This is a genomic window from Pseudovibrio japonicus, assembly GCF_014651595.1.
In the GTDB taxonomy this organism is placed as follows: Bacteria; Pseudomonadota; Alphaproteobacteria; order Rhizobiales; family Stappiaceae; genus Pseudovibrio; species Pseudovibrio japonicus.
The window spans coordinates 26,095-50,552 of sequence record NZ_BMXE01000010.1; the positions used below are offsets into that span (position 1 = coordinate 26,095).

The following is a 24,458-nucleotide window of genomic DNA, read 5'->3' on the forward strand; positions in this document are numbered from 1 at the left end:
AATGCTATTTCGAGGTTCTTCTGTTGCACTGATACTCTGGGCACTTGGGGCAACCTGTGCCCATTCCGCCTCCTTAAGGGATGCGGTTGAAACTGCTGTTCTTACTAATCCGGATATTTTGGAGAGTGCTGCTCAAAGACGGGTGCGCGATTTGGAACTGCGTGCCTCTCAAAGTGCGTTCCTGCCGAAGCTGAGTCTCAATGCTTCCTTTGGTGCGGAGCGGTTTCGTAAGACGCGATCCACTTTGTCTGACCAATGGCGGGCGGGGAAGCAACTGCGTGTTGAGGCTGAGCAGTTGTTGTATGACGGCTTTGGCTCGGTGAATGAAATCTATCGTCAAAGCGCCCGCGTTGATGGGGCGGCTTTGCGCGTTCTGGAGCGCTCCGAGGCGGTCGCGCTTGATGCGGTTGAGGCGTATATTGATGTTTTGCGTCATCAGGAAATCCTGAAAAAATCGAAGGACAACACTGCGCTTCATGAGCGTCTCGTCCAGGAGGTGAAAGAGCGGTTTGAGGGTGGACAAACCGGTTCTTCAGACCTTGCGCAGGCGCAGGAGCGCTTGGCGGCTACACGTATGATTACTGCAAGTGTGAAGAAGTCCCTGCTTGATGCGATGGCAAAGTACCGCCGTGTTGTCGGGGAAGCTCCCAATAATCTGAGCGCTGTGTCTACGGCGAGTGCCGGGGCCGTCAAAAGCCTGTCTTCTGCACTTGCTCTATCGCGTCAGAACAATCCTTTGGTCCTTTCGGCGCAGGCTGAAACGGATGCGGCTGGGTTTGAGCTTGAGAAAAGCAGGTCTTCCTTTTTGCCGCGTGTGACACTGAATGGGTCAGCCAACTTCGGTGATGATCTGAATGGGTATGAAGGACGCAGTGATGATTACCGCATTATGGTTCGTGTGAGCTGGAACCTTTACAACGGCGGGTATGAAACCGCGATGCAGGGCCGTGCGGCTGCACAGTTGACCGAAGCGCAGGCACGTACTGATCGTATACGGCGCCAGACGGATGAGGCTGTTGAGCAGGCATGGGCGTCTGTGCAGACAACGAAAGAGCGCATTGTTGCGCTGCGCCAGACTGTTGCTGCTAACGAGCGTGTGGTGAGTGGATACCGGCAGGAGTACAGCATTGGCCAGCGCTCACTTCTGGATGTGCTGAACGCGGAAAATGCCCTGTTTAACAGCCATATCGATCTGGTCTCTGCAGAATATGTGTTGAAGTTCTCAACCTATCAGCTGCAAGGAACCACGGGCAATCTGCTGGCGATGTTTGGTATCGTGCCACCAGCTGAAGCGCGTGCAGACCGCCGTGTGACTGCATCAATTCTCCCTCAGTCGGACGGGTTTGCGCTTGAACCCTTGCGCTAAGACTGTAGGGCGTTTGCGTCGAAGAGGGGTGCATTTGAATGAGGGAGCCTACTTGGCTCCCTCTTGTCGTTTTAGGTGATGCAGCTTCGGCTGCGCTGTGCGCCGCTTGTGAAAGGGCACCTGACCTGAGCTTACGGTCCCAGATCACTCCTCGCGCCTGTGTTTGTCTGGTTCGAAAAATGCAACTTGCGGCAATTTACGAATCGTGCAACATATGAACTTGTTTTGTAGTTCAAATGTAATTCGTATGAGGGCATAATGTATTTTACGCGACGTGTTTTTCAGATATTAATCTCCGGTCTGGCCGTTTTGGTGGGCCTTTCTTTCATGCAGCCATCTGTTGCAGAGACCTCTCGTTATGAGGTTGGGCCGATTGGTGAGCCACTTGGTGAGTTGAACATGCAGGTTTGGCGGGTTCCGGTTGATCTTGAAGATGGCGGTGGGACGATCACTCTGGAGGCAACTGTTTTCCGGCCCGATGGGGATGGACCGTTTCCTCTGGCAATTTTTACCCATGGAGCAGAACCGAATGCTCCGACTGATGGACCCTATGATTTTCGTCCTGACACTGCAATCAGATGGTTTATGTCAAAAGGATATGCGGTAGCTGCGCTTGTGCGCAGAGGTTACGGGCGCTCGGAAGGTCAACGTTCGGTGCTTGATGGTTTGGGCTGGCCGGAGCTGCTGACGCCGCATAGAGAACGGGCGAATGACATTAATAGTGCTGCAAAATACTTTCGAGATCAGCCGTTTGTGGAAGGTAACCGCATGGTCATGGTTGGTCTTTCTGCTGGCGGGAACGGTGTGCTTGCTGCCGCAAGTGAGAATCCAAAGGGTGTTCAAGGCGTTATCGCCTTTGTACCCGGTGGGGGGGCTATCAATCGGAATGAGCTGGAGGACAGGGACCTTACGGAGCGCGCCTTCCGGGCGTTTGGGGCAACCAATAAGCTGCCTGTTCTTTGGGTTTATCCTGAGAATGACCAGTTCTACAGCCCAAAGCTGGCGCGGATCTTCTTTGAGGCTTACGCCGCAGAGACCAGTGCAGAGCAGGAATTGGTCATACTGCCACTTGAGGGCGAAGATGGACATGACATTCTTCTAAGGGATGATGGTCCGCAGATCTGGGGTGCTGCTGTTGATGAGTTTCTTGATCGAGTGATGCCATAGACGTTGCAGTTAGGGCGGGCTGGACGTGACGATCAGGTGAGGCGAGGGGGCAGGAAAGTTCTCTCGCCTTGTTGTTTTCTGCAATGGGAAATGCATTGAACGAGTCTGAGATTCGCCTTCAGACTTTTGAGACCGCCTGATCCAGTGTCAGGCGATCTGAAGCAAAGATTTGTAGGCCGCATACAATGCTGGTGGGGGATCTCGTTCATGATGGTATTGGGCAGGTAAGTCAGGGTTTGATGAGCTCAAAAACCGCTTAAGTCACTATGCGGAATTGTGTTTTACTTATTACTTGACAATAGAACATGATGAATATCTCATTACCTTAATAAAAATAATGAAAAATTATTTCTTTGGGGGGAGAAGTTTTATGTCTAAAGGTGTTGTCTGGAAAGCTAATTTAACTGCACTTCTGTTGTCTGCCAGCGTTATCTCTGCGGAAGCTGATGGCGTCAAGATTGGATACATTGATCCGCTATCAGGTCCGTTTGGGAGTACGGGAGATGCGGGGCTGAAGCACTTCCGTTATGCGGCAAATGAAATCAATGCTGCTGGTGGCATGGGTGGTATGCAGGTCGAAGTGATTGGTTTTGATAATAAACTCAATCCGAAAGAGAGTCTTGTTCAGCTGCAGAAGGCGATTGATCAAGGGGTTCGTTTTGTTGTTCAGGGGAATGGGTCGAGCGCTGCGAATGCGTTGACTGATGCGATTGCCAAGCACAACAAACGTAATCCTGGGGAAGAGGTACTTTTCCTCAACTATGCGGCGGTTGATCCGGCTCTGACCAACAAAAAATGCAACTACTGGCACTTCCGTTTTGATGCCCACGTGGACATGAAAATGGCGGGTCTGACGGACTGGCTGCAGAATCAGAAGGACATCAAAACAGCTTACATTCTGGCGCAGGACTATTCCTTTGGTCGTGCCTTTACTGATGCTGCGAAGTCGATGATCACCGAGAAACGTCCGGATATGAAGATCGTGGGGGCGGAGCTTCATCCTATTGGCAGGGTTAAGGATTTCACGCCGTATGTACAGAAGATGATGAGTGCAAAAGCTGATGTTGTGCTCACCGGAAACTGGGGCACGGATATGACGCTATTGGTGAAAGCGGCCAATGCGTCCGGTCATCAGGTTCCGTATCTGACGTTCTATGGTGGGGGTCTTGGTGCGCCGACTGCGATGGGACAAAGTGCCGTTGGTCTTGTAAAGCAGATCACCGAGTTCCATGAAAATATTGAAGCTTCAGACGAGCAGATGGCTCGGGTGGATGACTTTGAGGAAGTCAATAATCTTGATTACTATTATGAGCGTGTTTTCACCTTGATGAACATGCTTGATAAGGCGATTGATGGTGTTGGCTCTGTGGATGTGCCGAAGATTGCAGCAACTCTGGAAGGCATGACTTATGAGACACCTTATGGCGAGGTGACTATGCGGGCGGACGATCACCAGTTGATCCAACCTCTTTATATCTCAACATTTTCTGAGGGCGTGGAGCGCGATGTGGAGAACACCGGCTTCGGGTTCGAGACAGATATTGCCATTCCAGCTGCTGCAACAGAACTACCGACTACCTGCAAGATGCGGCGGCCTTCCTAACGATCTTTCTTGATCATTTGCATGCTCGGGCAATCGGGCCTGAGCATGCGCGCTTTTCTTGAGGGATGTTATGGAGACGGTTGTTTTTGCTCTGCTCAACGGGCTGATCTACGGCTTGTTGCTGTTTATGTTGTCCAGCGGATTGACGTTGATTTTCAGTATGATGGGCGTTCTTAATTTCGCTCATGCCAGTTTTTACATGCTGGGTGCGTACTTTGCTTTTACCCTTGGACAGCACACCGGTTTCTGGTTTGCGTTATTTCTGGCGCCGATTTGCGTTGGAGCCGCTGGAGCCTGCGTTGAAAGGTGGGGCCTGCGCAAAGTGCATGCGCGCGGGCATGTGGCCGAGCTGCTTTTCACGTTCGGGCTGGCTTATGTCATTGAGGAGCTGGTGAAGATCATCTGGGGCAAGTTCGCGGTTGCCTACGAGATTCCTCCGGAACTCAATTTTTCACTCTTCAAACTTTTTGGTTCGCAGTATCCGGCCTACCGGATTTTCATGCTGGTCGTTTCCATCGCGATGCTGGCGGGGCTTTGGTACCTGCTGAAGCGAACCCGTATTGGGCTCATCATTCAGGCCTCTTTGACACACCCGAATATGGTGGCTCATCTGGGGCATAACGTGCCGCGAATCTTTATGCTGGTGTTTGCAGCCGGGTGTGCGCTGGCGGGACTGGCCGGAGTGATCGGCGGAAACTATCTGGTGACCGAGCCGTCCATGGCGTTCTCCATCGGGCCGATTGTCTTTGTGGTTGTTGTGGTTGGCGGTATGGGCAGTCTGGAAGGGGCGTTTATTGCCAGCTTGCTGATTGGGTTTCTGCAAACCTTCGCCATTTCAATTGATAGCAGCTTTGCCGAGATCTTCTCGTTTGCCGGTTTGAGCGCGGATGGTGATGTCGGGCGCATCACGATTGCGTCTCTTGCTCCCATGTTGCCGTTTATTCTTTTGGTTTTGATGTTGATGCTGCGCCCGCGTGGCCTGATGGGGGAGCGTGAGTTTTGACCGACTACAGTCTTGACCGGGTGCCTGATCTGGCCCCAAGTGCACGCTACAAGTTTGCGACGCGGGTTCTGCCGTTGTTGCTGCTTGCTTTGATCCTCCTGAGCATTCCGTTATTCGAGCCTTCCAGAACGTGGTTGTCACTGTTTAATGCTATCGGCATTAATATGGTTTTTGCGCTGTCTTACAATATGTTGCTGGGGCAGGCGGGGCTTCTTTCGTTTGGGCATGCTGTTTACTTTGGCCTTGGCGGTTATGCAGCTATGCATGGGATGAATGCGATTGAGAATGCCAGTTATGACGGTGGTATCTGGGCGGCGTTTCCTATGTTTGGTTTGCCCCTGGTGGGCTTTGCTGGTGGAGCGCTCGCTGGGGCGTTGATTGGCTTTCCGTCTTGTCGCCGTTCTGATGTGCCGTTTGCCATGATCTCGCTTGGCATTGCTGAACTTGTTGCCGCTGCTGGTTTCATGTTCATCAGCGTGTTTGGCGGTGAAGAGGGCATTACGGGCGACCGGATGAACGGCATTGAGCTGTTTGGGCTTTCTCTTGGTCCGCTGGGGGATGTGTACTGGTTTATCGCGTTCTGGACCTTTGTTGGGGTCGCATTGATGTACGCCTTCACCCGAACGCCGCTTGGCAAGATGGCGCAGGCGGTTCGGGATAATCCGGAACGGGTGAAGTTTGTTGGCTATAATCCCAACCGGGTGCGCTATCTGGTGTTTATCGCAGCTGGGGGCTTTGCTGGATTGGCGGGCGGTATGTCTGCGGTCAACTACGAGATCTTCACGCCGGAAAGCCTGAGCGTCATTCCGTCAGGTCTGGTGCTTCTGATGGCATTCATTGGTGGTGCGCGTTATTTTGCTGGCCCTATCCTCGGGGCAGTGGTGCTGACCTATATGCAGTCCAACCTTTCTGACTATTCAGAGGCGTGGCTGCTTTATCTGGGACTGTTGTTTATCGGAATGATCCTGTTTGCACCGGGCGGTCTTGCGGGGCTGTTGCTGAGCGGGACAGCTGCCTTGAAGCATTCGCTTTCGGTGAAAGGGCTTTTGCGGGTCGGGGCTTTTGCCAGTTCGGCTCTGCTGGCTGCTGCGGGTATCATTGTGTTGGTAGAGCTTGCGGTGCGGTACTCCAACGGGTTTGGAGAGGCGTTTGAGCCGTTTGGTTTGCATCTGGCACCTGACCAGATGATGTCCTGGGTGGTTGGTCTCGTGCTTGCAGGCGTTGGCATAGGCGCACTCAAAGTGCTTTCCAAGCAAGGGGGTATGGGCTCATGAGTGCACTTGCTTTACAGCTGAAAGACCTTCGCAAAAGCTTTGGTCCGGCGAAGATCATTGAGGGGGTGTCGCTGGACATCGCGCGCGGCGAACGGCATGCAATTATTGGTCCCAACGGGGCTGGCAAGTCTACACTGTTCAACCTCATCTCTGGCCTGTTCCCGCCAAGTTCGGGGCAGATCAGTTTAGGCGGCAAACAGATCAATGGCCTCAAACCTCACCAGATCAACCGGCTCGGGTTGTCGCGCAGTTTTCAGGTCTCCAACATTTTTGCCAATATGTCGGTGCGCGAGAATGTTCGCTGCGGGGTGTTGTGGTCGCTTGGGTATGGGCACAGTTTCTGGCGCAATATCGGGAACCTAAAGGAGGTGCAGCATAAGACTGCTGAAGTGCTGGAAAAGGTGGGGCTGACGGAAAAGGCGGACGTGCCTGCGGTGCTGCTGACTTACGCGGATCAACGCACGCTGGAGATTGCCATTACCATTGCTGGCGGGGCAGATGTGATATTGCTGGATGAACCGACAGCGGGCATGAGCCATTCTGAGACGGCCCGAGCGATCGAGCTGATCGAGCGGGCGACGGAAGGCAAAACCCTTTTGATTGTGGAGCACGATATGGGGGTTGTGTTTGGTCTTTCCGACCGGATCTCCGTGCTCGTTTATGGGGAGATTATTGCAACGGGAACGCCGGAGGAGATCAGAGGCAATGCGCGTGTGCGTGAGGCGTATCTTGGAGATGAGACTGACATGGCGGAGGTGACAGCATGAGCGGTCCTGTTGCAAATGAAATGCTGAAAATTCGCGATCTGCATGCGTATTACGGCAAGAGCCATGTGCTGCGCGGTGTTTCCATGGATGTGCCAAGGGGCAGTGTCACGGCGCTTTTGGGGCGCAATGGCGTGGGGCGCTCGACCACGGCCAAAGCGATTATGGGGGAGGTGGCTCCAAAAGGAGACATTTGGTTTAAGGGCGAGAATATCTCTGGCCTGCCAAGCCATGCCATTGCCTGCAAGGGCCTTGGGTATGTGCCGGAGAACCGGGATATCTTCCCGCTTATGAGTGTGCGGGATAATCTTTTGCTTGGCATCAAGGATATGCGTAAGCCGGGCAAGTGGAGCATCGAGCAGATGCTTGATATGTTCCCTAATCTCAAGTCCCGTGCAGATACGCCAGCGGGTGTGCTTTCCGGTGGTGAAAAGCAGATGCTGACCATCTGCCGAACGCTGATGGGAGACCCGGATCTTATCATTATCGACGAGCCAACCGAAGGGCTTGCGCCGAAGATCGTCACACAGGTTGGGGAGCTGATTGCGCAGATTGCTCAGGCGGGGGTTTCGATCTTGCTGGTGGAGCAGAAGCTTTCCATTGCGCTGAAGATCGCCCAGCAGGTTTACGTGATGGGCCATGGCGAGATTGTTTATCACGGCACGCCGGAGGAGTTTCGTGTGCGTGATGATATCCGGCGGGAATGGCTGGAGGTGTGAAGCCTTTTTCTTGGAGAAGTGCGGTGGCACACTTTGCTGGTGTTCTTTGAGGCCTGTGATGTGTGCTAGCAAGTGACTGCACAGGATTGGAATGGGGTTGGAACGTTGACGGGAAGTGAAGAGAAAGACCGGCGGTTTGCAACAACGCTGGCGCGCGGATTGCAGGTTTTGCGGGCGTTCCGGGCTTCTGATGACGGGCTTGGCAATCAGGAGATCTCGCAGCGTACCGGCATTCCCAAGTCTACGGTTTCCCGCTTGACCTTCACACTGCAACAGCTGGGCTATCTCAGCCATGCGCGGCGTCATGACCGCTATCGGTTTGGTCCGGCGGCGCTGGCACTGGGCAATATTGCCAGTGCCTCGGTTTCCTTCATTGAGACGGCCAATCCCATGCTGCAGCAGCTTGCCGATGAGACGGGCACGCTGGCTCTGCTGGCGGTGCTTGACGAAAACAAGATGCTTTTGACCAAAACCTGGCGGCCACAAGGGGCACCTGCCATCTGGCTGGAAGTGGGGCACCGCATTCCCATCACCGGCTCTTCCTCCGGTCTTGCCTATCTGGCAAGTGTGACGGAGCGCGAGTTTGCGCGGGTGTGTGAGCGTGTGCCGGATCACGGTCTTTCTGACGAGGCGCTGGAGGCGGCCAGAGCTGCCGGTTATTCCCAGTTGCTTGCTCAGGGCTTTGTGATTGTTGATGAAGACAAGCGCTATGCTGAAAACATCAATGCGGTTTCGGTGGGCTTTCGCTCGCAGGATTTTGGTGAGCCGGTTGCGATCAGCTGCGGGGCAACGCCGGACATGCTGAGTTATGAGCGCATGCATGATGAGGTTGGGCCCAAGCTGCGCGACCGGGTGAAAGAGCTGGAGCGGGCGCTGGGCTTGCCCTCTGTTCTGGTGAACCGCGGTTGAGCTTCGTGCGGGATTGGCTCTAGTTCTGCATAGTGGAATTATAAATTACATATTGAAATAATATCGGGGAACGATACTCTGATCTTAGGATGGGGATGAGCTGGGTCAAGGTGCTTCAAGCTCTCCCGACAGTTATGTCCAATGAAGCGGGGAGGGCGGCATATGGACTTGAACTATTCAGCTGATGAGCTGGCGTTTCGTGATGAGGTTCGATCCTTTTTAGATAAGAACCTATCGTCGGCGCTTTCGGAAAAAGTCAGGTTAGGTAAGCGCCTTTCCAAGGCGGATCTTGAGGAGTGGCATGCAACGCTCAACAGGCGGGGCTGGCTGGCGGTTAACTGGCCGGTGGAGCATGGTGGGACCGGCTGGAATGCGGTCTACCGGCATATCTTTGAGGAAGAGCTTTGCCTTGCCCATGCGCCACGCACCATTCCCTTCGGCCTTTCCATGCTGGCGCCAGTGCTGTTGAAGTTTGGCAGCAAGGCGCAGCAGGATCACTTTCTACCGCGCATTCTGGACGGCACGGACTGGTGGTGTCAGGGGTACTCTGAGCCGCAGGCTGGTTCTGACCTTGCTTCTTTGAAAACCCGTGCTGTGCGTGATGGGGATCAGTATGTTGTCAACGGTCAGAAGACCTGGACGACACTTGGACAGCATGCCGACTGGATCTTCTGCCTTGTGCGTACGGACCCTGCCGCCAAGGCGCAGGAAGGCATCTCGTTTCTGCTAATTGATATGAAGACACCGGGTGTCACTGTGCGGCCTATCACGCTGATTGATGGCGGGCAGGAAGTGAATGAGGTGTTCTTTGAGGATGTGCGGGTTCCGGTTGGCAATCTTGTTGGCGAAGAGAACAAGGGTTGGACTTACGCCAAGTATCTTTTGACCCATGAGCGTACGAATATTGCTGGTGTGGGCTTTTCAACGGCGGCGCTGGCGCATTTGAAGGACATCTGTGGCAAGCAAACGTCTGGTGGCAAATCTCTGCTGGCGAACCCTTATTTTGCGGGACGCGTTGCGCAGATCGAGATTGATCTGATGGCGATGGCGACAACGAATCTGCGCATGATTGCCAAAGCCGCAGCGGGACAAGCGCCGGGGGCTGAGAGCTCCATGCTGAAGATCAAGGGAACCGAGATCCGGCAGGCGATCAATGATCTGACACGGCGAGCGGTTGGGCGCTATGCCATGCCGTTTGTTTCTGAGGCGCTGGACAGTGGTGCCAATGCGCAAGGGGTTGGGCCGGAGTATGCGGCAGCTGCGAGTCCGAGTTACTTCAACAACCGCAAGCTTTCCATCTTCGGTGGGTCTAACGAGATCCAGCGCAACATCATCAGCAAAGCTATTCTCGGCCTTTAGGAGCGTTCCATGGATTTCAATCATAGTGACGAACGGCGGATGCTTCAGGAGACTTTGCATCGCTACCTCTCTGACAACTACGGTGTCGAGCAACGGGCAGCTTCTGTTGCCCATTCGCAGGGCTACTCGGAGAAAGTCTGGGGCGACTTTGCAGAGCTTGGAGTGATTGGAGCGCTCTTTGAGGAGGCCGATGGCGGATTTGGCGGCAGCGGCTTTGACATTGCCGTGGTGTTTGAGGAGTTGGGCCGTTTTGCCTGCGTGGAGCCTCTGATGGCCTCCGGCGTTATGGCAGGCCGGTTGTTGAGTGCGCTTGGGTCTGATGAGCAGAAGGCGCTGATCGGGGATGTGATCGCAGGCCAGCTGAAGGTGGTGCCCGCACTGGAGGAGCCGCAGTCGCGTTACGATTTGGATGCGGTGGAGACAACTGCCGAACAGGTTGACGGCGGCTACCGGCTCAACGGCACCAAGTCGGTTGTCATGGGCGGACCGAGTGCGGACAAGCTGATTGTGAGCGCGCGTTGTGCTGACGGGCTCATGCTGTTTGTGCTGGATGCCAATGCCAACGGAGTGGAGCGGTATTCCTATCCCAATTTGGATGGGTATCATGCCAGCGATGTTGCATTGGTGAATGTGGAGGTGCGGAGTACTGCGGTGCTTGGAGCATCAGAGGCGGTTTTGCCTGCACTGGAAGCTGCGCGGGCGGCAGGTGTGACTGCGCTGTGCGCCGAGGCCGTTGGGGCGATGGAAGCTGCGAAGGATCTGACCGCTGAATACCTGCGGGTGCGGACGCAGTTTGGCCGCGCGCTGGGCAAGTTCCAGGCGCTTCAGCACCGGATGTCGACGGTCCTGATTGAGATAGAGCAGGCACGTTCTGCGCTGATCAATGTGGCTGGTCATCTTTCTGCTGAGCCTTTCCTGCGGGACAAGCACGTAAGCGCTGCCAAGAACCTGATTGGCCGAGTGGCCCAACTGGTGTGCGAAGAAAGCATCCAGCTGCATGGCGGTATTGGTATGACCGAGGAATATGCTCTGGGGCATCACGCCAAGCGGCTCATGATGATCGATCATCAGCTTGGTGATGTGGACTATCATCTGGAACGCTTTGTCGGGGTAATGCAGAGTGAAGCTGCACAGGAGCGCGCGTGATGAAGCGCGCGTCTCTTGTGAGTGTGGTGCGCTCTGGCGACCGGCTGGTCGTCACCAACTGCAACTCCTCGCGCCGAAATGCGCTTTCGGCCGAGTATTACGAAGGTCTTTCACAAGCCTTGGATCAGGCCAATCAGGACCCGGAGATCCGCTCTGTGATCCTGCGAGGGGAAAGCGGGTACTTTTGTGCCGGTGGGGATCTGAATACGCTGGTCAAGCGGCGAGAAATGACGGTTTCGGAGCGCAGGCATAATATCGAAAAGCTCCATAATCTGGTGAGGCAGGTGCGGGGCTGTTTGAAGCCGGTGATTGCGGCGGTTGATGGGGGAGCTGCCGGGGCCGGAGTTTCTTTGGCCTTGGCTTGTGACTTCCTGGTGGCGGAGCAGCAAGCGCAGTTTTCGCTGGCCTATGTGAAGGTGGGGCTGGTGCCTGATGGCGGAGCAACGGCGTCGCTCTCACGCCTGTTACCCCGGCAGCTGGTCTCAGAAATGTGCTTGCTCGGGCAGCCTGTGTCTGCGGAGCGTTTGCACCAGTTGGGTGTGGTCAATGTGCTAACTGACAGGCCAACCCTGCCTGATGCCCATCTCCTGGCAGACCGCATCGCGCAAGGCCCGGCAGGGACTCAGGCGTCAATCAAGCAGTTGGTGGACGCCGCTGATCGCAACAGTTTTGAGGTGCAGATGGACTTGGAGCGCGACACCATGGCGGAGGCGCTCGGAAGTGATGAGGCGCAGGAGGGGATCAACGGGTTCTTGGAGAGGCGGCGGGCTGGTTAGGCTTCGGGGGCGGACTTATAACCAGTGACCGATCAATGCTACGAGGCAAAGTGCAGGTGGGAAACTTTGGTGGTCTTTATTAGATCTGCTTTCAGCTCTGCAGAAGTCATTGATCTAGGTTGGGTCCCCTAGGCGGGAGTGGGGAAAGGTTGAATAAGTTTTGTTTTAAACCTACCGTATTTATGTATGCTTTTGCAGGAAACCATAATCTTGTTTCGGGGCAAGAATCGTACGAGTGCTGGTACAAAGGAATGGAAATCAAATGAAGAGCCACTGAAGAGATTGTGAATCTAAGTAATTTTCAAATGTTTATTAAATAATTAAGTGAAAATGTACAATTGGGTAGTCAATGATTCGGCGCGCTGTATATATATTTCTATCAGTTGTGTTAGTTGTTATTGCTATTATGATTAGCGGGTTGCTTTATATTGTTGAAGGTGTTCGTCAGAATGCAGTGATGTCAGCAGTTGGTAACTTTTTCCCCCGTATCGTTTCTTTCGCCATTCAAGAGAGATCTCTAGGCTATATCGGCGTACCCAAAGAATTTAGGAACAGGCATTCGACACCTCCCCCGAAGCAACTATTAGAGACAGCTCTAGTTCTGAGGTCTATGTATGGCGATGACGAAGAATTTGACTGTCATATCAATATTGCGATGGAACCCGTTGATTTATACGAGCATTGGCCTGCCGACGGTTCGATGCTGTCACTGAACCCCTTGCGCTACCTTGTCGTTTTTGATGGACCTCCTCCTGATATCTCAGATTTTTTGGATCTAGGCAAAGCATCAGGGCGCCTAAAAGAAATCTTACCTTTGGAAAATCCATCGCCTGTCTTTAACCAGCATGGCGACTTGGTGAATGGGATAGATTTATTGTTTGCGATTCGAACAATTAGTCGTGCATATCCCAATGGAATCTCCTGGACAGCTAAAGAATGCACGAGATTTACCTACATTATGTTTGAGGAGAATAGGTAGTGGGAGAAAGTGCAGTCACCGTAGTTCATAGGTAGACGAGATACCTCGACCTCGCGTTTAATCTACTCTGCAGAAAGTAGTGTGACGGGGTAATTGGTCGATGTCGGAGCTGGATCAGGGAATTACCGAGATAAACCGAAACCGGGCATTTTACTCCATGCTCATTATGGTCCCACTCGGTGGCGCCGCTACGGACATTTACATTCCCTCTTTGCCAGCCATGGAAAGCTATTTTCAAGCCGACCGCTTTGCCGTCCAGTCGACGCTGCTGATATTTATGGCAGGTTATGGTGTTGGGCAGATTATCGCGGGTCCGCTGACGGATTCCATGGGCCGCCGCATCCCCATATTGCTCAGCACAATCCTGTTCGTGATTGCGAGCGTCGGCATTGCGCTGGCGCCGCCGCTCTGGATGGTTATTGCCTTGCGGGCGGCGCAGGGCATCCTGGTGGCCTGTTCAGCTGTCGGCGCCCGTGCCATCGTCGCTGATTGTTATCAGGGCAGCGAGCGGATCAAAGTTGCTAACTGGATGACGATCGCCTGGGCAACGGGGCCGATCCTGTCTCCGGCGCTCGGCGGATATCTGCAGATCTGGTTCGGCTGGACCGCGTCATTCTGGTTCCTTGCGGGCTGGGGTGCAATTGTTGTCGTTGTCGCCGCCGCATTACTACCGGAGACACGGGTTCACGCACACCGGCAGCCAATCGGCAAAGCGTTCGCGGTTTATCGGAGGATGGCCATCGACAGGGTCTATCTACCAACGGCATTGGGCATGGCATGTCTGATTTCGGTGATGTACGGCTTCGAAGTCCTTGCGCCATTCTACATTCAGACTGATCTGAAACACAGCCCGGTTTTTTACGGCCATCTGCAACTGCTCCTTGGTTGCCTGTGGCTCGGCGGAAATTTCTTCAATCGTGTCATCAGCACCCGGTTCAAGGTTATCCGGATCATCACCGCCGCAGCCGGGATATCTCTGCTCGTCAGCATAGTGATGTTGTTGCTCGATCTTTCCGGTATATTCAGCGTTGCAGCTCTGGTCGTGCCTGCTGGCATCATCTACTTCCTCATGGCGATGATCTGGCCGAATGGCTATGACAAATGTCTTGCACGGTTTCAGCATGCGGGCGGCAGCGCAAATGCACTCGTCAGCGGGCTATTCATTATCGTCAGTGCGGTCTTTACGGCTGTCGCATCGCTGCTTGAATCGCCAACGGCCTGGCCGATGTGGGTGCTCTATATCTTCGTCACGGCAGCGACGTTGCTTTTCTTCGCAGGCTTCTTGCGGAAGGAATTCGACTACGTCGTCAAATAGCGCTTTATTGGATACCACTCTCGCGCTAACTCAAATCCCAGTCGTTGTTCCGATGGATGGTATTCCCCCAATTATGGCATGCAAAATCAAGGACAACTCCGTGTCTCAGCCGTATAGAATAGTCAGACCTTTTTGGCGTAGGTCCGGCATTCAAACTCGGTGATGGTTGTTGCAAAGATCTCGTATTCGGCTTTTCGGCTGATGGTGTACATTTCGTGGAAGTCTGGGGTGCTTATCTGTTGTGCGGTTTGGCTTACTTGCCATGTGTGGATTGCGGTTTCCCAGTTTCCGGTCAGGTGTTTGTATTGGGTGAGGTCAGCATCTGGGGGGATTGGTGCGCCGGGATCACTCTGGTTTTCCAGGCCCTGATGGATGCCTTCGAGTATGGCTGCAACGACGAGATATGGGTTGGCATCAGCGCCTGCCACACGGTGTTCCAGTCTTGCGCCTTTGCCGTGGGTGGCGGGAACGCGGATTGCGGCGGCGCGGTGGTCATAACCCCAGCAGCAGGTGATGGGGGCGTAGGAGCCGGGTTGCAGGCGGCGGTAGGAGTTGGCGTGGGGTGCAAACAGGATTTGCATGTCCAGCATTGTCTCCAACAGTCCGCCGACGGCGCTGCGCAGGGCCGGGTTTGCCTCCTTTGCGTTTCCACTGAAGATGTTGCTACCCTTTGCATCCAGAAGGCTGGTGTGCACGTGAAAGCCGCTGCCGGTTTCTGTGCCGTAGGGTTTGGCCATGAAGGTGACATCCATGCCGTGTTTGCGGGCGATCTGGCGAACGACGCGTTTGAACAGCAGGCAGTGATCAGCGGCCTCAACGGCGCTTGGCACATGCAGCAGGTTGATCTCAAACTGGCCGTGGCCGAATTCGGAGATAGTGGTGTCAGCCGGGATGCCTTGTATTTTGCAGGTGCGGTTGATCTCCATGAGGATCGGCTCAAACTGGGCCATCACATCCAGATCGTAGATCTGCGAGGCGTCGAGGCGTTGCTCCGTGCCGGGGATGCAAGGGGGCAGCGGCATGCCGGTCGGGCCGGACCCCATGTCGATGAAGTAGAACTCCAGCTCGGTGGCGACAACCGGGGTCAGGCATTGCTCGCGGAACTTTTGCTCAACGGTTTCTAAAACGTATCGCGGGTCCAGCACTGTTGGTTTTTCGTCGTCCACTTCATAGAGCGTGACGAGCACTTGTGCAGTTGGGACCTTGGCCCATGGCACCAGCTTGAGCGTTCCGGGAACGGGCACGCAGATGCCATCCGGATCGCCGCGTTCGATGGCGAGACCACTTGCGGGGACATCCACACCCCACACATCCAGAACCACGGTGGAGAGCGGAAGGCGCACGCTGCCCTCAATGAGTTTTTGCAGCATGTCTGCCGGCAGCCATTTGCCTCTTAAGGGACCACAAAAGCCAGCGTAGAGGATCTCGATTTTTTCAAGGTCCGGGTGCTGTTTCAGGAAGGTTTCTGCTTCCTGCCGAAATTGCTCTAGGTGAGGCTTTGCAGCGATGCGTGTTGGCATGCGAACTCTTCTGGTCGTGGTCTGAACGGTTGTCTTGTCTGGTGCTCTGGTTGACTGCAGCGGCGCAGATGCATCATCAAACCAAAGGCGCATGTGTCTGCATAGCAGGATTTTACTATGGTTCGGTAAGCAATGAGTGGGTGTCGCTCATATTTGTGTGGGTGCCTTTGTCTGATGCAGGCGGTTGTTCTCTGTGATCAGGTTGCGAGAGATATTTTCTCTTAACCCTTTGGGAAAACCAGTGGTTCCTCTTTTGAGGCAGAGATTGACTCTTGTTTGCTTGTGATCACAAAGTAATGGATCGCTTGCTTCTCCTGCCCGGTTTGCGGGGCAGGTGTCATTTGGAAGGAATGCCCCCCATGGACTATATCGCCAATCTTCCGCCCACTGATGTTTTGCAGGAAAAGGATGCCGCTCACCACTTGCATCCGTTTACGGACACCAAGGCTCTCAATGCCAAGGGAACGCGGGTGATCACGCGGGCTGAGGGTGTTTATCTTTGGGATTCTGACGGCAACAAGATCCTTGACGGGATGGCGGGGCTTTGGTGTGTGAATGTTGGGTATGGCCGCAAAGAGATTATTGATGCGGTTCAAAGGCAGATGCAGCAATTGCCGTACTACAACACGTTTTTCCAGACATCGCATCCGCCAGCCATCGCGCTTGCAGAACGGATTGCAAAGCTGGCGCCGGCTGATCTGGATCATGTGTTCTTTGCTGGGTCTGGCTCAGAAGCCAACGATACGATGGTGCGTATGGTGCGCCATTATTGGGCCAGCGAGGGCAAGCCGACCAAGAAGACCATCATCTCGCGCCACAATGCCTATCACGGCTCGACCATGGCTGGTGCTAGTCTCGGTGGCATGAAGGCGATGCATGCGCAGGGTGGGTTACCGATTCCTGATATCACCCACATCAACCAGCCTTACTGGTATGGCGAAGGCGGGGATATGGACCCTGCCGAGTTTGGTCTGATGCGGGCTCGGGAGCTGGAAGCGGAGATTGACCGGCTCGGGGAAGACAACGTGGCGGCGTTTATCGGGGAGCCTATTCAGGGGGCGGGCGGTGTTGTTATTCCGCCGGAGACCTACTGGCCGGAGATCCAGCGCATTTGCCGGGAGCGGAATATTTTGCTCGTTGCCGATGAAGTGATTTGCGGGTTTGGCCGTACCGGCAACTGGTTTGGGTCACAGACTTTCAACTTCAAGCCGGATCTGATGCCAATCGCCAAGGGACTATCCTCCGGCTATCTGCCCATTGGGGCAATTGTAGTGAGTGAGAAAGTTGCCGCAGGCTTTATTGCGCATGGCGGGGAGTTCTATCACGGCTTTACGTACTCGGCGCACCCGTCAGCGTGCGCTGCGGCGCTTGCGAACCTTGATATTGTGGAGAGTGAGCGGCTTCCGGAAAAGGTCGGAGGTGATACCGGGCCGTATCTGGCGGAGAAGTGGAAGACGCTGGCGGATCATCCGCTGGTGGGTGAGGCACGCACCTGTGGTCTGCTCGGGGCGCTGGAGCTTTCGCCTGATAAGGCACGCCGTGCTCCGTTTGAAGCGGAAAAAGCTACGGTTGGAACCATTTGCCGTGACCACAGCTTTGCAAGCGGTCTGGTGATGCGCCATGTGGGTGACACCATGGTGATCTCGCCTCCGTTGGTGATCTCGCGCAGTGAAGTGGATGAGCTGGTTGAGAAGGCGCACCGTGCGTTGGACCTGACGGCTGCGGATATTGCGGCTCAGGGCATTAAGTAGGCTTTGCGGAAATACATCGTGGAAGGGCGCGGTTATCTTGTGATCCTTGGTGCCTGATCAGGGCGCGCCGCCAATGCGTGTGACCGCAGCGGCGCCGCATTTGTTGCCGTTTTGCAGGCAGGTCTGGATATCCGCACCGCGGAGCCAGGAACTTAAGAAACCAGCATTGAAGGCATCACCTGCGCCAGTGGTATCAACGACCTTGACTGGCTCTGCAGCAACGGTGAGCTCACCGTTTGCAGTCAGAGCGGTTGCACCTGCCTTGCCCTTTTTTACGATTGTGAGTGTGGGGCAGTTGGCTGGGTCTGTCAGGTAGCCCAGATGTTCGGCTTCCATCTCATTGGGGAGGAACAGGTCAACCTGAGCGATCAGGTTTTGCACCCTGTCGTCGAGAAGGCAGTTTTCATCCCAGGAGCAATCCAGAGAGATTGTCATGCCTGCTGCTTTGGCGATCTCCAGCAGTTCGGGAAGTTCCTGCAGTGTTGCCAGTTCGCCGATGTGGAGGTGTCTGGCGTTTGACGTGCTGAACGTTTGTAGCATGTCTCGTGGCACGGCGGTGCCATTGCGCTTGGTGAGGAAGGCGCGGTCGTCCCTGCAGCCAATAACGGCTGTGACCTGCGCGCCGTTGGAGTGATCAAACGGAGACAGGCTTAGATCAACGCCGCTGCGCTGCATCTTTGTAAGGATTGCTGAGCCAAACGGGCCGCCCGGCATGGAGGCCAGCAGCATGGTTTTGTGGCCCAGTGCAGAAAGGTTGGCGGCGGTTATGAAACCGCCGCCTCCGGGTTCAACTGCCAGATCCTTGGCGTAGGTTTCCTCGCCCAGTCTTGGTAGTTCGGTGAGCCCTGTAAAGATAAGGTCGCAATAAACCCGTCCCGCACAGACGATTGCCCCATCGGTTTCTTTTAAGCTCACCGGATGGCCTCCCCGGTGTCTGCATCAAACAAGTGAATGGCTTCAGGTGCTGCATGCAGGTTGACTACGTCGCCAACGGCAGGTGGTGTTCTGCCGGAGGCTTTGGCAATGACTTCCTTGTCGCCCACCTTCACGTAGGCGAGGGTGTCTGTGCCCAGTGGTTCGATCACGGAGACCTCGCCGGTAAACAGGCCTTCGCCTTCCCCAACCAGAAGAGCGTCCGGGCGCAGGCCAACGGCGACCTTCTGGTCTTCACTGAGCTTGGTGGTTGGCACCTGAATGGACGTGCCATTGTCCAGCGCAACGGCCTCGCCCTTCACTGTGCCGCTCAGCATGTTCATGGAAGGGGCGCCGATGAACTGGGCGACGAAGATGTTGGCGGGCTCGTAAAAGACCTCGAAGGGCGTACCGACCTGTTGGATGTGACCGTCTTTCATGATGACGATGCGGTCTGCCATGGTCATGGCCTCCACCTGATCGTGTGTCACGAAAATAATCGTGTTTCCAACGCGTTGGTGGAGTTTCTTAATCTCCAGTCGCATCTGGGTGCGTAGCTGTGCATCCAGATTTGAGAGTGGTTCGTCAAATAGGAAGGCTGCCGGATCGCGGACCATGGCGCGGCCAATTGCAACGCGCTGGCGCTGACCGCCGGAGAGCTGGTTTGGTTTTCTCTCGAGCAGGTCGTTCAGTTCCAGAATGCCGGCGACTTCATCAATCCGGGCGTTTTTTTCGTCCTTGGAGAGCTTTGAGGTGCGTAGTCCGAAGCCGATGTTCTTACGTACGGACATGTGTGGGTAGATTGCATAGTTCTGGAACACCATGGCGATGTTGCGCTCTTTGGGCTCCATGTCGTTGACCACATCTCCGCCGATGCGGATGTCGCCAGCGGAGACCTCCTCCAGCCCTGCGATCATGCGCAGGGTGGTGGACTTGCCGCAGCCGGAGGGGCCGACAAGAACAACAAACTCGCCGGACTGGATGTCGAGATTGATGCCATGCAGGACCTGTGTTTTGCCGTAGGACTTTTTGAGGTTACTGAGGGATACGTTGGTCAATGGCTCACTCCTGCACGAGCTTTGCGAATGCTGCGCTGCGCACCTTGGTGGCTTGCGCGCTTTGATCGACATAGGATTTGTTGCTGGCTCTGAGCGCTGTGGCTGCTTGCTTGTAGGTCGCCAGTGCGGCGTCCAGTGCGCTTGGCGCAGGTCCGCCGGGGCGGGTGCGAATGGCAACGAAATTTTCAGCACTGACAGCGTGCATGAACTGATCTTCGCTCATGCTGGATACCCTTTGGGCGTGTGCCTCAAAAGCCTTACCGAAGGGGTCAAACCCATCACGGAGTGGCTGCTGTTCTGCGATCACTGCCTTGGCGGTGTCTGCTGCAATTTCGTGGGCTTGGCGGAAGGAAAGGCCTTCCTCACGCACTAGTGTATCGGCCAGCTCTGTGATGGTGATGCAGGATGCGTCGGTATTCTTTGCAACGCGCTCCTCATTGATGGAGCTTGCTGAGATGAGGGCTGCAAAGAGGTCGAGCACTCGGCTGCCGCTTTCAAACGCTGCATAGCCAGCTTGTTGCACTTCACCTTCGCTGTCGTTCATATCGGTGAACGGGGTGTTGTGCATGGTGCCGACAATGGCATCACACCTGCCGACTGTGATGGAGGCCAGATGGCGCAGGTGTTCAATGGGTACCGGATTGCGCTTTTGTGGCATGATGGAGGAGATCTGCACCAAGCTATTGGGCACATAGAGCTGGCCGACCTCGAACGCGCTCCAGAACTGCATGTCCTGAATGACGCGGCCCAGATGCAGGAACATGAGCTTCATGGCTGAGTAGAGGCCCGTCACATAGTCCACCGAGGCAATGCAGCCGTAGGAGTTGAGCAGAGGCTCACTGAAGCCCAGCAGCTCTGCCATGCGTTCCCGGTTGATGGGGAAGCCAGAGGTGGTGATGGCCGCTGCGCCCATTGGGCAGTGGTCTATGCCAGCTCTTGCCAGCTTCATACGCTCCAGATCACGCAGCAGGACTTCCAGAGCGGCGGACAGGTAATGGCCGAAGGTGGAGGGCTGCGCTGGTTGCCCGTGGGTGTAGGCAACAATCAGCGTTTCCTTCTCGATCTCGGCTTTCTTGATCAGTACATCACAAAGGTGCAGAGCCTGTTGGGTGAGGGTGTCACAGCGTTTTGCGAGTGCCAGCTTGAAAACGGTGTGGTCCATGTCATTGCGCGAGCGGGCGGTGTGCAGCATACCTGCAATGTCTGGCCCCAGGCGCTTCTTAAGCTCGGCTTCTACAAGGAAGAAGTAGTCCTCGTATTCGCCGGTGTATTCCGGTTCAGCATCGGCCAGATCTTTCTCGATCTCTACGAGTGCCTTGGCGATCTGTTTGCCGGTTTCCACTGGCACAATACCGGTCTCGCACAGCATCACCAGATGCGCCTGATTGATCTGTGTAATAGACGTGACGTGGTGTGCTTTGACGCCTTCAAATAGAGGAGCGAGCACAGTGTCCTTGTAGACGGGATGGGGGAACGAGGAGCTGTCGATCATCCTTTGAGTCCTGCCATTACTACGCCGCGAATGATGTAGCGCTGGAACACCAGAAATACGATCAGGGTCGGGATGGTTGAGATTGCTGCGCCGGTCATGATGAGTTCCCATTCCACCTGTGCTTCTACCGAGAACGTGGTCAGGCCAACGGGGAGGGTGTACATCTCCTGACTGTTGGTGACGATGAGCGGCCAGATGAAGGCGGTCCAGTTGCCGAGGAAGACAAAGATTGCCAGAGCTGCCAGTGCGGGACGTACCAGCGGCATGGCGACCGTCCACCAGATCTGCAGTTCATTGAGGCCATCAATGCGGGCGGCTTCGAGGAAGTCATCGGGGACGGTTTCAAAGAACTGCTTCATGAGGAAGACGCCAAATGCTGTCATGAGGCCGGGGAACATAATGCCCCAATAGGTGTCGAGCCAGCCGAAGGTGGAGCTCATCAGATACCACGGAATAACCAGCATTTCGGTTGGGATCATCAGGGTGGACAGGATGGCAATGAAGACGATGTAGCGGCCTGGGAATGTGTACTTACACAGCACATAACCGACGAGGCTATCGAACAGCACATTGCAGATCGTTGTAATGGTGGCGATGACCACTGAGTTGGTGAACCAACTGAAGAAGCGGCCATCTTCCAGAACGTAGGTGTAGTTCTCAAGGGTTGGCTCTTCGGGGATGAGGTTCAGATTGTAGACCTCAAACGGGTATTTGAACGAGGTGGACAGCATGTAGATGATTGGCATGACCATGGCGATGCCGCCTGCAAAGAGCAGAAGCCAGCGGATGAGCTGCGCCTGACTACGCTTTCTGCGAGTCGCGCTGCGCAGTGCTGATGCGTTTCTGCCGGTGTCCAGCGTTTCTGAAAAAGCCATATTACCTGTCCCTCATGACGCGCAGTTGCAGCAGGCTGACGACAAGCAGGACGGCGAACAGGACAACAGTCTGTGCTGCCGCATATCCCATGTCAAACGAGTCAAAGGCCGTTTCGTAGATCATCAGAACCAGTGGCTTGGTGGAGTTGAGCGGGCCGCCCGGATCGTTCGAGGTCATGTTGAAGACGTGATCGAAGATGCGCAGGAACCCGATTGAGGAGAAGACCACCAGAAAGACGATGGTTGGCTTGAGCAGCGGGAGCGTGATCTCGGTGAGGGTTTCCCATGCAGAGACGCCGTCAATGCGTGCTGCTTCGTAATAGGTTTGCGGAATGGCGCGCAGGCCTGCCATGAAGATGATGACCTGAAATCCGAGACCTGCCCAGATGGCCGGTGCCAGAATGGACGGCAGGGCGTAGGTGGTGGAGTTCAGGAACGGGATCTGCGGTATGCCGAAGGTCGCCAGCGTGTTGTTGAAGACGCCGATGGGAACGGGCTGATAGAACCAGCGCCAGACCCATGCCATTGCGACCGCGCTTGTCATGAAGGGCAGGAAGTAAAGGGCACGGATCGTGCCATGCATGAAGCGCACTTTATCGAGGTGGAATGCAATCACGAAGGCGACGAGCAGGGACGCGGGCGTGCCGAGGATTAGATAGAGGAAGGTGTTGCCAAACACTTTCCAGAAGGTGGGATCGCTGAATAGCTTTGCATAATTGTCGAGCCCGGCCCAATTGCGGGCGCCAAGCAGGTTCCATTCCTGAAACGAGAGCAGGATGGCGTTCGCTGTTGGGTAAAAGCGCACAACCACATAAAAAACGATCGGGATGGCAAGTAGCCCCCATGCCCAGACAATCTGCTTTTGCGAGATCGTGAGCCTCTTATAAATCCCCAAAACCGCCCCCTGATTATGCCCGGATCTGCTGCAATCTTCTGAGAAATTGATTCATGAGACCGATATAACCCATTGTTATTAGGTGTTTTGTAGCTCTGCTGAAAGAGCCGTTGCCCGAAATTCTGACCTGATGATGTGAGGGCAAGGTGATCGCCCTCACATGCATTTTATGCTGCTTAATTGTAGTAGTCGTCGAGTATCTTCTGCTCTCCGCTTGCAGCTTGAGCAAGAGAATCTTCTGCAGACTGATCTTCAAGACGCATACGTGCAACCATGTTCATGAGTGCCTGACGCTGACCACTTTCGTTGGCAAAGATTGTTGTCTTTGCGTAGCCGAGGCCTTTGATGAAGGGGCCGTATACTTCGTGTTCAGCATTGGCTTCTGTCATAGCTGCAGATGGTTTTGCCGGAAGCTCGCCAACGGTGTCGAGCCAGACCTGCATGGCCTCATCGGAAGTTACGTATTTCATGAACTTGACGGCTGCGTCGTACTTCTCATCCGTGGCTTTGGATGTGATGCCATTAACCCAGTAGGAGGAGTAGTTGGACTGGGTGCCATCTGCGGCTGCGGGCAGTTCTGCCACGCCCCACTTGAGGCCGCGCACTTTGTTGAGTGCGCCGATGCGGAAGGAGCCGTCAATGTGCATGCCTGCGCGGCCTGCCTTGAATGCTGCTTGCGGCTCGTCCATGAAGCCTGCGGCGGTCACGTTGTGGGTGAACTCAAGATCGGAGTAGAACTTCAGGGCAGCTTTGCCTGCGTCCGTGTTGTAGTTCACCGTCCGGTAGTTATCCGTGTATGGATCGCCGCCGAACTGGCGCACGAGCACTTCGCGGAACCAGTGGTGGTCCTGAGCGTTCATGCCAGTGGTGATACCAACGGTGGAGAGGTTGCCAGCCCCGTCTTTCTGGGTGAGTTTCTTGGCGGTTTCGACCAGCTCATCAAGTGTCTTTGGTGGGCCGTCGATGCCGGCTTTGTCAAACAGGCGCTTGTTGTAGAACAGGGCCAGAGAGCGCACTGCGGTTGGCAGGGCCATATATTGGTCGCGGCGCTTCATGGCCTGCACCATGGGGAAGAATTCGGCTTCAATCTCAGCAGGTGGGAAAACGTCGGCTGGTAGTGGCTGGATCAGCTGTGCGTTCACATAATCGTTCAGCCAGCCATAAAACAGCTGCACCACATCTGGGCCCTGACCTGCCGGGATCGCTGCTGCCACTTTCGTGCGGTAATCCGCATACGGGAAGTGGGTCATTTTAACGGTGATGTCCGGATTTGCCTTCTCGAAGTTCTCGATCAGGGTTTCCATTGCTTTCACGCGTGGTTCAAAGAAATACTGCCAGTATTCAATTTCAACTGCCTGTGCGCTGCCTGTCGCAAATAGTGCGCAAGCCGCCGTGGTTGCCCCTAGCATCCACTTTTTCAAATGCGTCATTGACCCTCTCCTCCAAAATAAAGTTGGCGCCGCCCTCTATTTCTCGCCCCAGCTTCTTCTGATAAATTGCGAAAAGAAAATTCTTTCTACTCGTATTTCACAAGGCTGACATATTTAAGTCAATTTAGTTGAATATTCAAGTGTT

21 protein-coding genes are annotated in these 24,458 nt (G+C 54.8%); 14 read left to right on the plus strand and 7 right to left on the minus strand.

Going from position 1 to position 24,458, the window contains the following annotated elements; translation table 11 throughout:
- The first annotated feature begins 1 nt into the window (after window position 1).
- The 13 genes from IE076_RS20465 to IE076_RS20525 all read left to right on the plus strand — a co-directional run bounded on the left by IE076_RS20465 (window position 2) and on the right by IE076_RS20525 (window position 14,380).
- A complete protein-coding gene (locus IE076_RS20465; protein ID WP_189438657.1) occupies window positions 2–1,366 on the plus strand; it encodes a TolC family outer membrane protein in 1,365 nt (454 codons plus the stop codon).
- A 258-nt stretch (window positions 1,367–1,624) separates the two neighbouring features.
- On the plus strand, window positions 1,625–2,533 hold the full coding sequence (locus IE076_RS20470; RefSeq protein ID WP_189438658.1) for an alpha/beta hydrolase family protein: 909 nt from the start codon (window positions 1,625–1,627) through the stop codon (window positions 2,531–2,533).
- Window positions 2,534–2,903: 370 nt separating this feature from the next.
- Complete coding sequence (locus tag IE076_RS20475) at window positions 2,904–4,136, plus strand: branched-chain amino acid ABC transporter substrate-binding protein (RefSeq protein WP_189438659.1); 1,233 nt, start codon at window positions 2,904–2,906, stop codon at window positions 4,134–4,136.
- Between the two features lie 70 nt (window positions 4,137–4,206).
- Window positions 4,207–5,139, plus strand: a complete 933-nt coding sequence (locus tag IE076_RS20480) for a branched-chain amino acid ABC transporter permease (RefSeq protein WP_189438660.1) — start codon at window positions 4,207–4,209, stop codon at window positions 5,137–5,139.
- The gene (locus IE076_RS20485; RefSeq protein WP_189438661.1) at window positions 5,136–6,413 is read left to right on the plus strand and encodes a branched-chain amino acid ABC transporter permease; all 1,278 of its coding nucleotides are present in this window, start codon (window positions 5,136–5,138) and stop codon (window positions 6,411–6,413) included. Before IE076_RS20480 ends, IE076_RS20485 begins: the two co-directional genes overlap by 4 nt.
- Window positions 6,410–7,180: an ABC transporter ATP-binding protein gene (locus IE076_RS20490; RefSeq protein WP_189438662.1), complete on the plus strand. Its 771-nt coding sequence runs from the start codon at window positions 6,410–6,412 to the stop codon at window positions 7,178–7,180. The genes IE076_RS20485 and IE076_RS20490 overlap by 4 nt, the downstream gene beginning before the upstream one ends.
- Window positions 7,181–7,200: 20 nt before the next feature.
- Window positions 7,201–7,896 carry an ABC transporter ATP-binding protein gene (locus tag IE076_RS20495; RefSeq protein ID WP_189438740.1) on the plus strand — a complete coding sequence of 232 codons (696 nt, stop codon included), beginning with the start codon at window positions 7,201–7,203 and terminating at the stop codon, window positions 7,894–7,896.
- A gap of 72 nt (window positions 7,897–7,968) precedes the next feature.
- Window positions 7,969–8,805: an IclR family transcriptional regulator gene (locus IE076_RS20500; protein WP_244649743.1), complete on the plus strand. Its 837-nt coding sequence runs from the start codon at window positions 7,969–7,971 to the stop codon at window positions 8,803–8,805.
- 162 nt (window positions 8,806–8,967) lie between these two features.
- Window positions 8,968–10,164 (plus strand): acyl-CoA dehydrogenase family protein, encoded by a 1,197-nt coding sequence (locus IE076_RS20505; RefSeq protein WP_189438663.1) that lies wholly within the window; start codon window positions 8,968–8,970, stop codon window positions 10,162–10,164.
- 9 nt (window positions 10,165–10,173) lie between these two features.
- Window positions 10,174–11,310, plus strand: a complete 1,137-nt coding sequence (locus IE076_RS20510) for an acyl-CoA dehydrogenase family protein (protein WP_189438664.1) — start codon at window positions 10,174–10,176, stop codon at window positions 11,308–11,310.
- Complete coding sequence (locus IE076_RS20515; protein ID WP_189438665.1) at window positions 11,310–12,086, plus strand: oxepin-CoA hydrolase, alternative type; 777 nt, start codon at window positions 11,310–11,312, stop codon at window positions 12,084–12,086. Before IE076_RS20510 ends, IE076_RS20515 begins: the two co-directional genes overlap by 1 nt.
- A 349-nt stretch (window positions 12,087–12,435) precedes the next feature.
- A complete protein-coding gene (locus tag IE076_RS20520; RefSeq protein WP_189438666.1) occupies window positions 12,436–13,065 on the plus strand; it encodes a hypothetical protein in 630 nt (209 codons plus the stop codon).
- 100 nt (window positions 13,066–13,165) lie between these two features.
- Entirely contained in the window at window positions 13,166–14,380 is a 1,215-nt protein-coding gene (locus tag IE076_RS20525) for a multidrug effflux MFS transporter (RefSeq protein ID WP_189438667.1), read from the plus strand.
- Window positions 14,381–14,502: 122 nt separating this feature from the next.
- On the opposite strand, the gene IE076_RS20530 is transcribed toward IE076_RS20525, so the two are convergent.
- Window positions 14,503–15,900 carry a glutamine synthetase family protein gene (locus tag IE076_RS20530; RefSeq protein ID WP_189438668.1) on the minus strand — a complete coding sequence of 466 codons (1,398 nt, stop codon included), beginning with the start codon at window positions 15,898–15,900 and terminating at the stop codon, window positions 14,503–14,505.
- A 359-nt stretch (window positions 15,901–16,259) separates the two neighbouring features.
- Between IE076_RS20530 and IE076_RS20535 the strand changes: the two genes are divergently transcribed.
- Window positions 16,260–17,651 (plus strand): aspartate aminotransferase family protein, encoded by a 1,392-nt coding sequence (locus tag IE076_RS20535; protein WP_189438669.1) that lies wholly within the window; start codon window positions 16,260–16,262, stop codon window positions 17,649–17,651.
- Window positions 17,652–17,708: 57 nt separating this feature from the next.
- Here the strand turns inward: IE076_RS20535 and IE076_RS20540 are convergent, their stop codons facing one another.
- From IE076_RS20540 to IE076_RS20565, 6 genes are all read right to left on the minus strand, one after another.
- Entirely contained in the window at window positions 17,709–18,566 is an 858-nt protein-coding gene (locus IE076_RS20540) for a carbohydrate kinase family protein (protein ID WP_189438670.1), read from the minus strand.
- A complete protein-coding gene (locus tag IE076_RS20545) occupies window positions 18,563–19,621 on the minus strand; it encodes an ABC transporter ATP-binding protein (RefSeq protein WP_189438671.1) in 1,059 nt (352 codons plus the stop codon). The genes IE076_RS20540 and IE076_RS20545 overlap by 4 nt, the downstream gene beginning before the upstream one ends.
- 4 nt (window positions 19,622–19,625) lie before the next feature.
- Window positions 19,626–21,113 carry an argininosuccinate lyase gene (gene argH / locus IE076_RS20550; RefSeq protein WP_189438672.1) on the minus strand — a complete coding sequence of 496 codons (1,488 nt, stop codon included), beginning with the start codon at window positions 21,111–21,113 and terminating at the stop codon, window positions 19,626–19,628.
- Window positions 21,110–21,988 carry a carbohydrate ABC transporter permease gene (locus tag IE076_RS20555; RefSeq protein ID WP_209009349.1) on the minus strand — a complete coding sequence of 293 codons (879 nt, stop codon included), beginning with the start codon at window positions 21,986–21,988 and terminating at the stop codon, window positions 21,110–21,112. The genes argH and IE076_RS20555 overlap by 4 nt, the downstream gene beginning before the upstream one ends.
- Before the next feature lies 1 nt (window position 21,989).
- Window positions 21,990–22,883 (minus strand): carbohydrate ABC transporter permease, encoded by an 894-nt coding sequence (locus IE076_RS20560; RefSeq protein ID WP_189438673.1) that lies wholly within the window; start codon window positions 22,881–22,883, stop codon window positions 21,990–21,992.
- Between the two features lie 176 nt (window positions 22,884–23,059).
- Window positions 23,060–24,313, minus strand: a complete 1,254-nt coding sequence (locus IE076_RS20565; RefSeq protein ID WP_189438674.1) for a sugar ABC transporter substrate-binding protein — start codon at window positions 24,311–24,313, stop codon at window positions 23,060–23,062.
- Window positions 24,314–24,458: the final 145 nt, after the last annotated feature.